This window comes from Pseudomonas sp. P1_C12, assembly GCF_056406435.1.
In genome coordinates, this window is sequence record NZ_JBFUAE010000012.1 from 111485 (window position 1) to 126884 (window position 15400).

Below are 15400 nucleotides of genomic sequence, written 5' to 3' on the forward strand. Positions count from 1 at the left end.
GGTTGAGTCACTTGATTTTGAAGTCGATCGGCACGCTGACCCAGCCGTCCTGGGCGACATCGCCCTGTTTGGCCGGCACGAAACTCCAGCGCTTTACCGCTGCCAGCGCCGCGTCATCGAGTTGATCGCGGCCACTGCTTTTCTGGATCTGGATTTCACCCGGTTTGCCGCTGGCCAATACATGTACCCGCAGCAACACCGTGCCTTCCCAGCCACGACGCATCGCCAGCGACGGATACTCCGGTGCCGGATTGCGCAAGTAAGCGGCGCTGGCCGAGGCCGGCGTCACCGGTTTCGGTGCAGGCGGTGCAGCAGGAGCTGGCGCGGCGACCGGTTGTAGTGGCGCAGGCGGCGCCTGCGGCTGCTCCACAGGTTTTGCCACGGGCTTAGGTACAGGTTTGACCACCGGTTTTGGTTTGGGGACCGGTTTGGGTGGCGGTGGTTTCACGGCCAGTTCATCTTCCACCGGCGGTGGCGGTTCGACCACCGGCTGCGGGATCGGCTCGGGCGGCGGGGGTACCACCACCGGTGGTGCCGGTTGCGAGAACTCGATGGTCATCGGTGGAATCTGCGGCGGCACCACGGGCAGTTGAGGCGCAGGTGCCTGGTTGATCCAGACAATGACCGCACCATGCAACACCAGCGCGAGCACACCCAACAAGACCACTTCGCGACGACTCAACACGCGCTTGGGCGTGCTGTGCAGCCGCGACAACGCCAGGGGTTCGCGAAAAACCCGACCGATGTCGAGAAGTTCACCGCCGGGTAGCGGGTGTCGGAACACCTCTAGGGCACTGGCGGCGCTCTGGACATTGCCCATTGATAGACTCCTGTAATTCATCAAATTGAACACGCGCCGCGACCCGGACTACCGCGCCGTCTCTGACTGCGTCACCGTCAACGGTGCCGCGGAAAACACCGCAGTGTCCGTGAGCTTCTCCACGTCGACGCGATGGGGAAAGATGTTCTTTTCCACGAACAAATCATCGACTTGCTGCAAGGCCTGGACATCCCGCGACTCGACCGGCAACAGCGACTCGTCGCCCCAGCTGCGCAGGCGTTGCGAGACATCCAGCGGTATGTCGTTGACCTTGGCGAAGACCCGGGCGTACTCGTCAGGGTTCTGCCGGGCCCACTCGAACGCCTTGGCGAAACGCTGCAGCACGTCACTGAGCGCCTTGCGCTTGAGCGGGTCGGTGAGGACTTCATCCGAGGCGGTAATGAAGGTCAGCCCGGTGTTGATGCCCTCGCCGCTGATCAGCACTCGAGCACCCTGCTGCTCGGCAAACGCCTGATAGATACCGAACGTGGCCCAGGCTTCGATCTTGCCGGCGTTGAAGGCTGCCAGGGCGTCGGTCGGCAGGACGAACCCGATGTTGACGTCTTTCTCGTCGACCCCGGCATTGGCCAGCGCACGAATCAACAGGTACTGGGAAATGCTGCCTCGGGCCGAAGACACCACAACGTTTCGGCCTTTCAGATCCGCCACGCCATGAATGGCCGAATCGGCGGGTACCAGGATCGCAATCCCTCTTGATTGACTGCGCCGAACGGCGACGATGCGCAACGGTGTCCCGCCGGTGGCGGCCGCAAGCACCGGCGTATCACCGGCCGGGGCCAGATCGACGGCGCCGGCGCGCAGGGCTTCGAACAAGGGCGCCGCGCCCTGGAAGTTCGCCCACTCGACCTTGTAGTCGATGCCATCCAGCGCGTTCGCTGCCTCGACCACGGTGCGCAAGCCTTTGGCTTGATCGCCCAGCACCAGCGTCACACCGGACAAGTCAGACTGAACAGCGGATGCCGTTTTGTTGTCGACCGTTTCACCGCAACCGCTGAGCAGCAGTGCGGCTCCCGAGAGCAACACCGCTGCAGATTTCCATACGCGTAGCGACATGGCGGCCCCTCCCTGATTCAAAAGACTGGAAGCGAAATCAGCCATGGGCGAAACGCCGGACCGAAGTGTTGGGTGCCCGGCGCTCAGCGACGGCAACGGCTTCCACTTCAACCCCCAACAGACCCAGCAACCGCGCGCGGATGGCCTGAAAACCTTCCTGGCCGGAGTCTCGGGCCCGGGGCAGATCGATGGTCAATTGGTCGGCGATCTTGCCATTGGCCAGCACGATGACCCGGTCAGCCAACAGGATGGCTTCATCCACATCGTGGGTCACCAGCAACACCGCCGGCGTGTGTTTACGCCACAACTCGATGATCAGCCGATGCATGCGAATCCGGGTCAACGCATCGAGTGCAGCGAACGGTTCATCCAGCAGCAACAGTTTGGGTTCGCGGACCAAACCACGGGCCAGCGCCACGCGTTGCGCTTCACCGCCGGAGAGCGTGGCCGGATAGGCTTCGAGCCGATGAGCCAGCCCCACTTCGGTCAGGGCCTGTACCGCGCGCGCCTTGGCGTCCGGGATATGCAGGCCGAGAATCACGTTCTTCCAGGCGCGCTTCCAGGGCATCAGACGAGGTTCCTGAAACACCGCCGCCCTCGCCTTCGGCACCAGCAATTGACCACTGTCGATACTGTCGAGCCCGGCCAGGCTGCGCAGCAAAGTGGTCTTGCCCGAACCGCTGGCCCCCAGCAACGCGACGAATTCGCCGGGAGCGATATCCAGATCCAGGCCATCGATGACCCGTTGCTGGCCAAACTGGCGCACCACATTGCGCAGTTGTACCGGTGCTGCCGAATGTATTGCTTTGGACGCGTCCAGAAGATCGATGCTCGACATATCAATTCCTCACAAAAGTTGGGCGCCAGGCCAGGGCGAAACGCTCCAGCGTGCGGATCAGTCCGTCGATCAACAGACCGAGGACGCTGTAAATCAGCAGGCAAATGACGATCACGTCGGTGCGCATGAAGTCCCGCGCATCACTGGCCAGGAAGCCGATGCCGGCGGTGGTGTTGATTTGCTCGACGAACACCAGCGCCAACCAGGAAATCCCCAGGGAGTAGCGCAGGCCGACAAAGAATGAGGGCAAGGAACCCGGCAGAATCACGTGCCAGATCAGCTCGCGACGATTGAGCCCCAGCGTGTTGGCGGCCTCGATCAGTTTGGGGTCGATGTTGCGAATTCCGGCGAACAGGTTCAGGTACACCGGGAACGTCGTACCGGTCACGATCAGCGCAATCTTGGTGAATTCGCCGATACCGAACCAGAGAATGAACAGCGGCACCAACGCCAGCGAAGGAATGGTGCGCAACATTTGCAGCGGTGAATCGAGTATCACCTCGCCGCGCTTGGACAGCCCGCTGATCAAGGCCGCGACCACACCAACACTGACGCCAATACTCAAGCCCACCAGCGCCCGTTGCAGTGACACCAGCAAGTGCTTGCCCAGTTCGCCGGACGCAATCATCGCCCAGAGTGTGCCGCCGATCTGCGAGGGCGCCGCGATGACACGCTGCGGGATCAGCCCCGCTTGCGACGCCAGTTCCCATAACAGCAACAGCGCGATCGGGCTGAGCAAACGCAGCAACACTTCAGGTGTCCGCCAGTTGCGCAGCCAATTGGGGAGCAGCCTCGACGCGCCCTGCAACTCACCTGTGTGGCGAGCAGCCTTGGTGACGGAAAACGAGCTGCTGGCGCTCGATGTATCGAAGGTTTTTTCAGTCATCAGGCTTCCTTCCTCATAAAGAACATGGCCAGAGGTGCCATGCGTGAGCTTCGGTTTTCATGCTATTCGCATAAAAAACCTCAGTGAAATTCTTTTTGGGAATAACCTAATATGATTAAAAATCAGATAGCAGGCCAGCCTGATAAATTGTTTGCATGATAAGTGCAGCCGCTGCGGGCTGCATGGAAGGCGTCGCTTAAAATGCGCATTACTCATACAAAACAATTTAAGTCATTCATTATTTTAATAATTAACTTAGAACCAAACGGCATTTCACAGCCACAGCCGCTACGCCTATTTTTGGCCCTACAGACCGACCCCAATGCCAGGTGGAGGCTTGAATCACACCTATTCAATGAAAAGGAACTCCCCATGACGATTGAATTCATCGGCTACATCGGCGGTCACCAATCTTCGGAAATCCACCCTCGCAGCGGTCCTGTCCTGCAGCCCGACTATGTGGAAACAGTGGCACGCGCCCATGACGAGGCCGGGTTTGACCGGGCCCTGATAGCCTTCCACTCCAACAGCCCGGACAGCACGCTGATTGCCTCGCACGCCGCCAGCGTGACCAAAAAACTCAAGTTCCTGATTGCCCATCGACCTGGCTTTGCCGCGCCGACCCTGGCCGCACGCCAGTTCACCACCCTCGATGTATTCAATGGCGGCCGCACCGCCGTACACATCATCACCGGCGGCGATGATCGGGAACTGCGTGCCGATGGCAGCTACATCGACAAGGACGAGCGCTATGCGCGCACCGACGAATACCTCGACGTGCTGCGTCAGGAATGGACCAGCGAAAAACCCTTCGACCATGAGGGCAAGTATTACCAGGTCGAGGGGGCGCACTCAGCCGTGAAGTCACCGCAACAACCGCACATTCCCTTGTATTTCGGCGGTTCATCGACGGCGGCCATCGAAGTCGCGGGCAAGCATGCGGACGTGTATGCGCTGTGGGGCGAAACCTACGAACAAGTGCGCGACGTGGTGAAGCAAGTGCGCGCCGAGGCCGCCAAACACGGTCGTAGCATTCGCTTCAGTTTGTCGCTGCGCCCGATTCTGGCAGACACCGAGGACCAGGCCTGGGAACGCGCCGAGCGCATCCTGCAACAGGCCACCGCGCTGGCCGAACAGAACGGATTTGTGCGCCGCGAACCACCCAACGAGGGCTCTCGCCGACTGCTCGCCGCTGCCGCCCAAGGCGCACGCCTGGACAAGCGACTGTGGACCGGCATCGCCGGGCTGCTGGGTGCACAAGGCAACTCGACCTCACTGGTCGGCACTCCAGAACAAGTGGCCGAAGCCTTGCTCGACTACTACGACCTGGGCATCACCACGTTCCTCATTCGTGGCTTCGATCCGCTTGAAGACGCCATCGACTACGGCAAGCGCCTGATCCCGCTGACCCGCAAACTGGTGGCTGAACGTGAGCGGCAAGCGGCGGAAAAAGTCGCCTGACCCTAAAGCAGGCTTGCTCCGGCAAGCCTCATAACCACAAAAGATCGCAGCCTGCGGCAGCTCCTACAGAGACGTGGACACCCGGGAATTCCCGGGTGTACTCAAAACCTATAGGAGCTGCCGCAGGCTGCGATCTTTTGATCTTGCCTTCAGCTATTCCTTGTAAGACGTATCGCTACGCTCCAGCTGACGGATCAGTGCATCCCAGTGCCGCGCCACGCCCGGTCCTTCACCGCTCTTGAACACCTCAGCCTGTTTCTCGACCTTGGCCACCACTTCGGCTGGCGGGAAGATCAACTCAGCGTTGCCAGCAGCCTGCGCCGCGATCTGAATGTTGCAGGCGCGCTCCAGACCATGCAGTTGCTGGAATGCATGTTCGACGCTGATGCCCGCAGTGAGCAAGCCGTGATTGCGCAGGATCAACACACTTTTATCACCGAGATCCGCCACCAGACGCTCGCGCTCGTCCAGATCCAGCGCGACGCCTTCGTAACCGTGATAAGCCACCCGCCCGGAAAAACCGATCGAATGCTGGGAGATCGGCAACAACCCGTCGCGCTGCGCGGATACCGCAATGCCGTCGCGCGTATGGGTATGCAGGACTGCTTGCAGGTCCGGACGCGCCGCATGAATCGCACTGTGAATCACATAACCGGCAGGGTTGATGCCAAGCCCGGTGGGGTCGTCGACGATGGTGCCGTCGATGTCCACCTTGACCAGATTCGAGGCGCTGATTTCGTCGAACAACAACCCGAAGGCATTGATCAGGAAATGTTCGTCCGGCCCCGGCACCCGCGAGGAAAAATGCGTGTAGATGTGGTCGGTCCACTTGAACAGGGCCGCCAGCCGATAGGCCGCAGCCAGTTTTACTCGCACTTCCCACTCTTCGGGACTGACCCGTTGGCGAACATTTTTCGAGACGCTGGATAACGGACTGACGCTACTCATGGCAAAACTTCCTGGATGGCCTTAAGGATCTCCAGCCAGCCTATGGGAAGGCAAAAAATAATAAAAAGCACATTTTAATCTAAGCTAATTATTATTTTTTTTTATTATATTCCGGGCCGATCATCACGCTGCACGCTTGATCTTCTGCAGCGATCCGGCGACCAGTTTGCCAAAGGCATCGACCGGCCCTTGCAGATTGCCAAGGAAATGCGGATAGATCAGCCACAGGTCCATCACCGGCTTGAAGTCCTTGAGCGGCATCACCGCCAACTGTTCGAAATGCGTGCTGCGTTCCAGCAACGGACGCGGCACCAACCCCAGCCCCATGCCGTCGGCGACCAGGCCCAGTTGCAGTTCGGTGCCGAAGGTTTCCAGATTGACACTCAGGGCCAGCCCCTGGTCCGACAAGGTTCGTTGCAGACCGGCACGGAAACCGCAGCCATCGGGATTGAGAATCCAGCCATTCTGGTAAACGTCGGCGAGCTTGCACGGACGCTTGGGCAATTGGGACTTGGCGCACACCACCACCAGTTCCATCTTGCCAATCGACTCGCCGACAATGTTGTCCGGGAAAATCTTGCCGGCCGGGAACAGAGCCGCCGCTGCGTCCAGTTCACCTCGCTCGATCTTTGCGACCAATTGACTGCCCCAGCCCGTGGCCACCTGAGCGCGCAGCTCGGGGTATTCGATGCGCAAATGCTTGAGCGCATCGAGCAGCACCACATCGCCAATGGTTTGCGGAACGCCCAGGCGTAACAACCCGGTGGGCGGTGCGTCGGTGGCCACCAGCTCGCGCAGCGCATCCATTTCCCGCAGGATCAAACGGCACTGTTCATACACCCGCGTACCGATCAGCGTGGGCTTGAGCGGTTTGGTGTTGCGATCGAACAACTCCACACCCAACGCCTGCTCAAAGTTCTGCACGCGCCGCGTGATGGCCGGCTGAGTCAGTTGCAGCGACTCGGCGGCATGGCTGATGGACTGGCAACGAATCACTTCGACAAAAGCGTCGATATCATCAATTTTCATTTGGCCCGCACATAGAGAACAGTCAATAAGATGTCTGAAAAGCATAGTTCCATTGTCGAAAGAAGGATAGCCCGCCCCCACGCCGGGCGATCGATCAATAGCGTATGGCGCTATGCGAAAGGGTTATAAATTCCTTTCAGCTATAACCTAATCATTAAACAATCGCATATTGATATAAAACATTATGCTTAAATCAAAGGGTCAACTTTCACAACGAACGATGGAATCGCCATGACCCAGGCCCGACACCCGGAGAGACTCAGAGCATTCATAGGCGCCTTGGCGGAATTGATCGACAGTAACCCTCGCGAGGGTGATCTGTTGCATCGTGGCGGCAAGCTACTCGGTCAATTGGTCAGTCATGATGACTGGCTACCGGAAGATTTCGCCCGACCAGACCCCGAGCGCTATCAGCAATACCTGCTGCATGTCGATTCACGGCAGCGGTTCAGTATCGTCAGTTTTGTCTGGGGGCCGGGGCAAAGCACACCGATCCATGACCATCGGGTCTGGGGGTTGATTGGCATGTTGCGCGGCGCGGAGTATTCGCAAGGTTTCCAGCGCAACAGCGACGGCGCCTTGATCACCGACGGTAGCCGTGTGCAATTGCGGCCGGGCCAGGTTGAAGCGGTGTCGCCAAAAATCGGGGACATTCACCAGGTCAGCAACGCCTTTGATGACCAGGTCTCGATCAGCATCCATGTCTACGGTGCCAACATCGGGGCCGTGCGTCGCGCGGTGTACCAGGCCGACGGCAGCGAGAAGCTGTTCATCTCCGGTTACTCCAACGCCTTTCTCCCCAATATCTGGGATCTGTCCAAAGAGAGCCAAGCCCTATGAGCACTGCACTCACCCGCTCCTACGCTGAAATACGCCAGGCCCTGCTGAACCGAGAAGAACTGGCGCTGGTGGATGTGCGCGAAGAAGCGCCCTTCGCCGAATCGCACCCGCTGTTCGCGGCCAACATTCCATTGTCGAAACTTGAGCTTGAGGTGTACTCGCGAATTCCAAGGCGCAATACCCAGGTGACCGTCTACGACAATGGTGAAGGGCTGGCGAGCATCGCCGCTCAGCGTCTGCAAGACTTGGGCTACATCAACGTCAGCCTGCTCGAAGGTGGACTGGACGGTTGGCGCCGCGCCGGTGGCGAGTTGTTCATCGACGTCAATGTGCCGAGCAAAGCCTTCGGCGAACTGGTGGAAAGCCAGCGGCACACGCCCTCCCTGGCGGCGGAAGAAGTCCAGGCACTGCTCGACAGCGAGGCCGACGTGGTGGTGCTCGATGCCCGGCGTTTCGATGAATACCAGACCATGAGCATTCCCACCGGTATCAGCGTACCGGGGGCCGAGCTGGTGCTGCGCGCCCGGGAACTGGCACCGGACCCGGCCACGCGCATCATCGTCAACTGCGCCGGCCGCACCCGCAGCATTATCGGCACTCAATCATTGATCAACTCCGGCATCGCCAACCCGGTTTCGGCCTTGCGCAACGGCACCATCGGCTGGACCCTGGCAGGACAGAAACTGCAGCACGGGCAGTCGCGCCAATTCGCGCCGACCAGCGAAGAGCATCGGCAAATTGCCGCCCGCGATGCCCGTCGCGTCGCTGACAAAGCCCGGGTAGGCCGCGCCACCCTGGCGGACCTGCAACGCTGGCAACAGGAGCCGACCCGCAGCACCTACCTGTTCGACGTGCGCACCCCGGAAGAATTCGAAGCCGGCCACCTGCCCGCCGCCCGCTCGACACCCGGCGGCCAGTTGGTGCAGGAAACCGACCACTTCGCCAGCGTACGCGGTGCGCGCCTGGTGCTGGTCGATGACGATGGCGTGCGGGCCAACATGTCGGCTTCGTGGCTTGCACAACTGGGTTGGCAAGTGCATGTGCTCGATGACGTGCAACCTGCGCACTTCAGCGAAAAAGGAGCATGGCAGGCGCCCGTTCCCGCACCACCACAGGCCGAGGAAATCAGCCCCGAGACCCTGGCCGAATGGCTGACCCATGGCGACATTGTCTTACTGGATTTCACTAGCAGCGCCAACTACGTCAAACGCCATATCCCCGGTGCGTGGTGGGCCTTGCGCGGGCAACTGCGCGAAGCGTTGGCCAAGGTGCCGCCAGCAGAACGCTACGTGCTGACCTGCGGCAGCAGTCAGCTGGCTCGCCTGGCGGTGGCTGAGGTCGAGGCATTGACGGGCAAAGCGGTGTTTCTGCTCAAAGGTGGCACGGCCAGCTGGATCGCCGCGCAACTGCCCCTGGAGGAAGGCGAAACCCGCCTGGCCTCACCGCGTATCGACCGCTATCGCCGTCCTTATGAAGGCACCGACAACCCGCGCGAAGCGATGCAGGCCTACCTGGACTGGGAGTTCGGACTGGTCGACCAGTTGGCCCGCGACGGCACCCATGGATTTTTCGTGATCTGAAGCGCCCCTCGCTTCCTGTGTCCTGTGCAAGGCACAGGAAGCTCTCCTGCTCCACACCTCCCCTTCTTTATTCAAGGCTCGCCTGCGGGATCACGGCCGCACAAAACATATACTGCACATATTATATATAAATATAATTACTTATTTTTATAATTAACATATAACCAAAAAGAATTTCACACTCATTTTTTATAGGAATAGTGTTAACACCAGACCGACCCCTTCTCCAGGCGGAGGTACCCCAATTCAGCAAGATCCACCTGGAGTACGCCACATGAGCCTTACCCTGCCCTTCAAACGATTGTTGATCGCCGGCGCCCTCACCTTCTGTGCGACCAGCCACGCCGCCGACCTTCAGCCATTGCTGGTGGCCAATCAGAAATCCACGGTCAAAGTGCTGCTGGAAGTCTCCGGCGAGCTGAAGAACGTGCCCTACGACATCCAGTTCTCCGAGTTTCCAGCCGCCGCGCCCCTCGGTGAAGCATTGAACGCCGGGGCCGTGGACATCGGTGCCTTGGGCGATGCGCCCTACGTGTTCACTCTCGGAGCCGGAGCGCCGATCAAGGTTGTCAGCATCGTGCACGCCGAGGGCCGCTACACCACGGCCATCCTTGCGCCCAAGGATTCACCGCTGAACAACGCCAGCGATCTCAAGGGCAAGCGAATCGTCACCACCCGCGGCTCCATCGGCCACTTCCTGGCGATCAAAGCCTTGCGCAATGCCGGCCTGAGCACCCACGACGTGCAGTTCATCTACCTGCTGCCGAGCGAGTCGCGAATCCTGCTGGATAACGGCAGCGCGGACGCCTGGTCGACGTGGGATCCCTACACCACCATTTCCACCACCCAAAGCCAGGCCAAGGTGCTGGTCAGCGGCGAAACCTTGCTGACCAATCATTTGTACTTCGCCGCCACCAGCCAGGCCATCGCCGGCAAACGCCAGCAACTGGACGATTTCGTCGCCCGGGTCGATCGCGCCTACCGCTGGACCAACGCCCATCCCGAGGAATATGCCGCCGCCCAGGCGCGCGTCACCGGCTTGCCGCTGGACGTGCACATCGCCGTGGCCAAGGGCACGCACATGCAACCGGTGCAGATTGACGACCAGGTCATCGGCGGTCTGCAAACCACCGCCGACATCTACCAGGAAGAAGGAATTCTCGGAAAACACATCGACGTTTCCCAAGGTTTCGACAAGAGCTTCAACGCCAGGCGCGCCCCACTCAACCAGGCATCCCGCTAACGATGCGACGGATAAAGGAGTAACACCATGAGCAAACAACGCCAACTGAAACTCGGTGCAATGGTCCATGGCGTCGGTCACGGATGGGGCGAATGGCGCCACCCGCAGGCCCAGCCCAATGCCAGCGTAAACTTTGCTTTCTACAAGCAGCAGACGCATCTGGCCGAGGCGGCCAAGTTCGATTTCGTGTTCATCGCCGACAGCCTGCACATCCACGAGAAGTCCAGCCCGCATTACCTCAACCGCTTCGAGCCGTTGACCATTCTCTCGGCCCTGGCGGCCACCACGCACAACATCGGGCTGGTAGCGACCGTCACCGTCAGCTACACCGAACCGTTCCAGGTCGCCCGCCAATTTGCCTCGCTGGACCACATCAGCGGCGGCCGCGCAGGCTGGAACGTGGTGACGTCCTGGCTCAGCGGCACTGCCGATAACTTCGGCAAGACCGAACACCCGCCTCATGCCGTTCGCTACCGCATCGCCAAAGAGCATGTGAATGTGGTCAAGGGCCTGTGGGACTCCTGGGAAGACGATGCGTTCGCCTACAACAAGCAAAGCGGCGAGTTCTTTACCCCCGGCAAGCTGCATGCCCTTGAGCACAAAGGGGAATTTTTCTCGGTAAAAGGCCCGCTCAACATTTCCCGTTCCCGGCAAGGCCAACCGGTGATTTTCCAGGCTGGCACCTCTGAGGCCGGGCGCAATTTCGCCGCGGAAAACTCCGACGCGATTTTCGTCAGCCAGGAAGGCTTCGATGATGCGCACGCCTACTATCAGGACCTGAAAAAACGCGCTGCCGATTTCGGACGCGACCCACAGAAACTGTCGATCCTGCCGGGCATCCGCCCGATCGTTGGCCGCGATGAAGCCGAAGTGGAAAGCCGCTATCAGCAAGCCGTGGAGCTGGTGACGATCGAGGACGCAATCGTCGCCCTCGGCCGGCCCTTCAATGACCACGATTTCAGTCAGTACCCACTGGATGCGCCGTTCCCCGAGCTGGGCGATCTGGGGTCCAACAGCCAGAAAGGCGGATCGGACCGGATCAAGCAGCTTGCTCGGGACGAAGGCCTGACCTTGCGTGAAGTCGCCCTGCGCTTCTCAAGGCCACGGCGCGACTTCGTCGGTACTCCCGAGCAGGTTGCCGACGCGATTCAGAAATGGTTCGAGGAAGGGGCGGCAGACGGTTTCATCATCAACTCGTTGTTACCGGACGGCCTGCAGTACTTCACCGAACTGGTCGTGCCGGTCCTGCAACAGCGCGGCCTGTTTCGCGACGAGTACAGCGGCAGCACCCTGCGCGACAACTTCGGTCTGCAAGTGCCTGCCAACCGTCACGCGCAAAACGCCCTCAAGACCCGGGAAGAAAGTGAGGCACTGGCATGAGCGAATCCCTCAACCTGTTGCCGGGGCAAGCCTGCGTCCAACTCGCCATCTGACAAGAGCCTGACCATGACGAAAAAGATCACACAGGGACAGTTCAATCGTCGCGGCTTTCTCACGGCCAGCTCGATCGCCCTCGGTGCGTTGGGGTTGTCCTCACTGGGACTGGCCTCTCGAGCGTTCGCCCAAACGACCAGCCTCTCGGACTTGACCCTGGGCGTCGCCACCTATCGCGGCCAGGATTCGTACTTCACCGATGACGCCGGCACCTCCACGCGCCCGTATAAAGTCGATTACGCGGAATTTGCCGGTGGCAACCTGATCGTCGAGGCACTGGCGTCGGGCAGCCTGGACATTGGTTCAATGAGTGAGATCCCGCCGATCTTCTCGATCCAGAGTCACCGTCAACCGAGACTGATCGCGGTGCTGCAAGGCGACGTGAACAACCAGGTGTTCCTGATTCCCAAGGACTCGACCATCGAATCGGTCGGGCAGTTGCGCGGCAAGCGGGTTGGCTACGTGCGCTCCACCACCTCGCACTACTTCCTGATCAAGGCATTGAAGGAACAGGGCCTGACCATGAAGGACATCACCGCGGTGGCGCTCACGCCTCAGGACGGTTTTTCCGCTTTTCAGAGCGGACAGCTCGATGCCTGGGTGATCTACGGCGTGTTCATCCAATTGGCGAAGTTCCGCAGTGGCGCCCGCGTACTGAAAACCGCGCTGGGGTATTTGTCCGGCAACTACCTGATCGCCGCACGCCCTGCCGCGCTGGAAGACCCACTGCGCAAGCAGGCCATTCAGGACTACCTGCAGCGACAAGCGCGCACCCTGGAGTGGATCAACAACAACCCCGAACCCTGGGCCACCAAATCGGCGCAGCTGTTGGGTGTCGATAAAACCGTGTTCCTCGACATGTACAACAACCGCAGCCAGGCCTCGAGAATCATCGAAGTGAACGATCAGGCCATCGCCTCGCAGCAGGAAGTGGCAGACCTGTTTTTCGACGCGGGTGTGTTGAGTGAACGGCTCGATGTCAGCCCACTTTGGGACCGTCAGTTCAAGCTGCTTGCGCTATGAGCCGGCTCTCACCCTTTTTGATCGAGTGAAATCACCATGAGTCTTTCTTCCCAACACCCGCCCGTGCTGCGCTCGGTCGAAGTCGCCAATTTCGAGGCCTTGCTTGAGGGCATCAGCGAACAGCTGAGCGCCACTGCCCATGTTTATGACGAGAGCGGCGCCTTCCCCCATGACAACTTCAAGCTGTTGCATGAGCACGACCTGGTTGCGTTGACCGTGCCCAAAGCCCTGGGCGGTGGCGGCGCGAACCTGGCACAGGCGCGCAAAGCCATCAGTGCAATCGCCAAAGGCGAGCCTTCGACGGCGTTGATCCTGGTGATGCAGTACCTCCAGCACTCGCGCCTGCAAGACAATCGAAACTGGCCCGAAGCGTTGCGTCTGCAAGTGGCGCATGACGCCATCCAGAAGGGTGCGCTGATCAACGCCTTGCGGGTCGAGCCCGATCTCGGCACCCCCGCGCGCGGCGGTCTGCCGGCGACCGTCGCAAGACGCACTTCCGCTGGCTGGCGGATCAGCGGGCGAAAAACCTACTCCACCGGCAGCCATGGCCTGACCTGGTTCAGCGTCTGGGCGCGCAGCAGTGATGAGGACCCGCTGGTCGGTGCCTGGCTGGTGCACAAGGACACGCCGGGCATCAGCATCATCGAGGACTGGGATCATCTGGGCATGCGCGCCACTTGCAGCCATGAGGTGGTATTCGACAACGTGCTGGTGCCGCTGGATCACGCGGTCAGCGTCAGCCGCTGGAGCGCGCCGCAAGCCGAACTCGATGGCGATGGTTTTCTGTGGATGTCGGTGTTGCTGTCATCGGTCTACGACGGCGTTGCCCAGGCCGCCCGCGACTGGCTGGTGCAATGGCTGGAAACCCGAGCGCCGTCCAACCTCGGCGCAGCGTTGTCGACCCTGCCGCGCTTTCAGGAAACCGTCGGCCACATCGACACTTTGCTGTTCGCCAACCGCAGTTTGCTCGATGCCGCCGCCGAGGGCCACACGCCGGCCAGCAACGCGGCACAGCTGAAATACCTGGTGACCGGCAATGCGATTCGTGCCGTCGAGCTGGCCATCGAGGCGTCCGGCAATCCGGGCCTGTCACGTAATAATCCGCTGCAACGGCATTACCGCGACGTGCTGTGCAGCCGCGTCCACACCCCGCAAAACGACGCCATCCTGCAAGGCGTCGGCAAAGCCGTATTTGCCCGGCGCCAGCCCCCATCCCAGTCCAAGGAACGCCCATGAGCCAGCTTGTCATCGCCAGCCAACTGGACGAAGACTTCAACGAAGTGATCCGCCAGCGTCTCAGTCAAACCCATCCCGAGGCCCGCGTCATCGGCGTGCCGGCCGGGGTGCCCAGCGACCTGCCGGCGGAAGTCAGCATTCTGCTGGCACGGCCAATCAATGTGCGTGGCTATCAGGCCCCGGACACACCGCCACCGGGCTGGCCCTATGGGCTGCAATGGATTCAAGTGGTGTCGTCGGGCATCGACTTCTACCCGCAATGGCTGTTCAACGGCCCGCCGGTGAGCACTTCGCGGGGCAGCGCTGCCGAAAACATCGCCGAGTTCGCCCTGGCCGCAATCTTCGCCGCAGCCAAGCACCTGCCGGACATTTGGGTGCATGACTCGCAATGGAATTTCACGGCACTGACCCCGCTCAAGGGCACCACGCTGGGGATTCTCGGCTTTGGCGCCATTGGCCGCAGCCTGGCGACCAAGGCCCACGCCCTGGGCATCAAGGTACTGGCGCTGCGTCAGAGTCAGACGCCGTTCGAGGTTGAAGGCGTCGAAGCGGCGCGGGACATTCATGAGCTGTTTGCGCGTTCCGATCATCTGGTGCTGGCCGCACCGTTGACCGACGCCACCCGGCATATCGTTGACAGTGCCGTGCTCGCCAGCGCCAAGCCGGGCCTGCACCTGATCAACATCGCCCGTGGTGGCCTGCTCGACCATCAAGCGTTGCTCGAAGCGCTCGACACCGGACGCATCGGCCTGGCGTCGCTGGACGTCACCGAACCCGAACCGTTGCCGGACGGTCACCCGCTATACGCCCATCCGCGGGTGCGCTTGTCACCCCATACCTCAGCGATTTCCAGCAACAGTCGCCATGAAATCGCCGACAGTTTCCTGGCCAATCTCGAACGTTTTCTCAATGGTTTGGCGTTGGAGAATCAGGCGAACGTGCAACGCGGGTATTGAGTTTCTACCGAACTGACGTCATCGCGGGCAAG

At 60.6% G+C, this 15400-nt stretch carries 14 protein-coding genes; 8 read left to right on the forward strand and 6 right to left on the reverse strand.

The features are described from left to right. Nucleotides 1-7 precede the first annotated feature (7 nt). From AC1D19_RS20500 to AC1D19_RS20515, 4 genes are read right to left on the reverse strand one after another with little or no spacing between them, the layout of a single operon-like run. Nucleotides 8-820 (reverse strand): energy transducer TonB, encoded by an 813-nt coding sequence (locus AC1D19_RS20500; RefSeq protein WP_477764359.1) that lies wholly within the window; start codon nucleotides 818-820, stop codon nucleotides 8-10. A 48-nt stretch (nucleotides 821-868) separates the two neighbouring features. Then, nucleotides 869-1894, reverse strand: coding sequence for an ABC transporter substrate-binding protein (locus tag AC1D19_RS20505; protein ID WP_477764360.1), 1026 nt, complete (start codon nucleotides 1892-1894; stop codon nucleotides 869-871). Between the two features lie 37 nt (nucleotides 1895-1931). Next, nucleotides 1932-2732 carry an ABC transporter ATP-binding protein gene (locus tag AC1D19_RS20510; protein ID WP_477755659.1) on the reverse strand — a complete coding sequence of 267 codons (801 nt, stop codon included), beginning with the start codon at nucleotides 2730-2732 and terminating at the stop codon, nucleotides 1932-1934. A 1-nt stretch (nucleotide 2733) separates the two neighbouring features. Further along, on the reverse strand, nucleotides 2734-3618 hold the full coding sequence (locus AC1D19_RS20515) for an ABC transporter permease (protein ID WP_477764361.1): 885 nt from the start codon (nucleotides 3616-3618) through the stop codon (nucleotides 2734-2736). A gap of 372 nt (nucleotides 3619-3990) precedes the next feature. On the opposite strand from AC1D19_RS20515, the gene AC1D19_RS20520 reads away from it, so the two are divergent. Further along, on the forward strand, nucleotides 3991-5079 hold the full coding sequence (locus AC1D19_RS20520) for an LLM class flavin-dependent oxidoreductase (RefSeq protein ID WP_477764362.1): 1089 nt from the start codon (nucleotides 3991-3993) through the stop codon (nucleotides 5077-5079). Nucleotides 5080-5232: 153 nt separating this feature from the next. Here AC1D19_RS20520 and AC1D19_RS20525 read toward each other — a convergent pair whose 3' ends face one another. Then, on the reverse strand, nucleotides 5233-6027 hold the full coding sequence (locus AC1D19_RS20525) for a class II aldolase/adducin family protein (protein ID WP_477764363.1): 795 nt from the start codon (nucleotides 6025-6027) through the stop codon (nucleotides 5233-5235). Nucleotides 6028-6150: 123 nt separating this feature from the next. Next, nucleotides 6151-7056 (reverse strand): LysR family transcriptional regulator, encoded by a 906-nt coding sequence (locus AC1D19_RS20530; protein WP_477756364.1) that lies wholly within the window; start codon nucleotides 7054-7056, stop codon nucleotides 6151-6153. 231 nt (nucleotides 7057-7287) lie between these two features. On the opposite strand from AC1D19_RS20530, the gene AC1D19_RS20535 reads away from it, so the two are divergent. The 7 genes from AC1D19_RS20535 to AC1D19_RS20565 all read left to right on the forward strand — a co-directional run bounded on the left by AC1D19_RS20535 (nucleotide 7288) and on the right by AC1D19_RS20565 (nucleotide 15368). Beyond that, complete coding sequence (locus AC1D19_RS20535) at nucleotides 7288-7896, forward strand: cysteine dioxygenase family protein (RefSeq protein WP_477764364.1); 609 nt, start codon at nucleotides 7288-7290, stop codon at nucleotides 7894-7896. Continuing rightward, nucleotides 7893-9476, forward strand: coding sequence for a rhodanese homology domain-containing protein (locus AC1D19_RS20540; protein WP_477764365.1), 1584 nt, complete (start codon nucleotides 7893-7895; stop codon nucleotides 9474-9476). Before AC1D19_RS20535 ends, AC1D19_RS20540 begins: the two co-directional genes overlap by 4 nt. 274 nt (nucleotides 9477-9750) lie before the next feature. Then, entirely contained in the window at nucleotides 9751-10719 is a 969-nt protein-coding gene (locus AC1D19_RS20545; RefSeq protein ID WP_477764366.1) for an ABC transporter substrate-binding protein, read from the forward strand. A gap of 27 nt (nucleotides 10720-10746) precedes the next feature. Then, nucleotides 10747-12099 carry an LLM class flavin-dependent oxidoreductase gene (locus AC1D19_RS20550; protein ID WP_477764367.1) on the forward strand — a complete coding sequence of 451 codons (1353 nt, stop codon included), beginning with the start codon at nucleotides 10747-10749 and terminating at the stop codon, nucleotides 12097-12099. A 66-nt stretch (nucleotides 12100-12165) separates the two neighbouring features. Then, nucleotides 12166-13176 carry an ABC transporter substrate-binding protein gene (locus AC1D19_RS20555; protein ID WP_477754373.1) on the forward strand — a complete coding sequence of 337 codons (1011 nt, stop codon included), beginning with the start codon at nucleotides 12166-12168 and terminating at the stop codon, nucleotides 13174-13176. Between the two features lie 36 nt (nucleotides 13177-13212). After that, a complete protein-coding gene (locus AC1D19_RS20560) occupies nucleotides 13213-14412 on the forward strand; it encodes an acyl-CoA dehydrogenase family protein (protein WP_477764368.1) in 1200 nt (399 codons plus the stop codon). Next, nucleotides 14409-15368 (forward strand): D-isomer specific 2-hydroxyacid dehydrogenase family protein, encoded by a 960-nt coding sequence (locus AC1D19_RS20565; protein WP_477764369.1) that lies wholly within the window; start codon nucleotides 14409-14411, stop codon nucleotides 15366-15368. The genes AC1D19_RS20560 and AC1D19_RS20565 overlap by 4 nt, the downstream gene beginning before the upstream one ends. Nucleotides 15369-15400 lie beyond the last annotated feature (32 nt).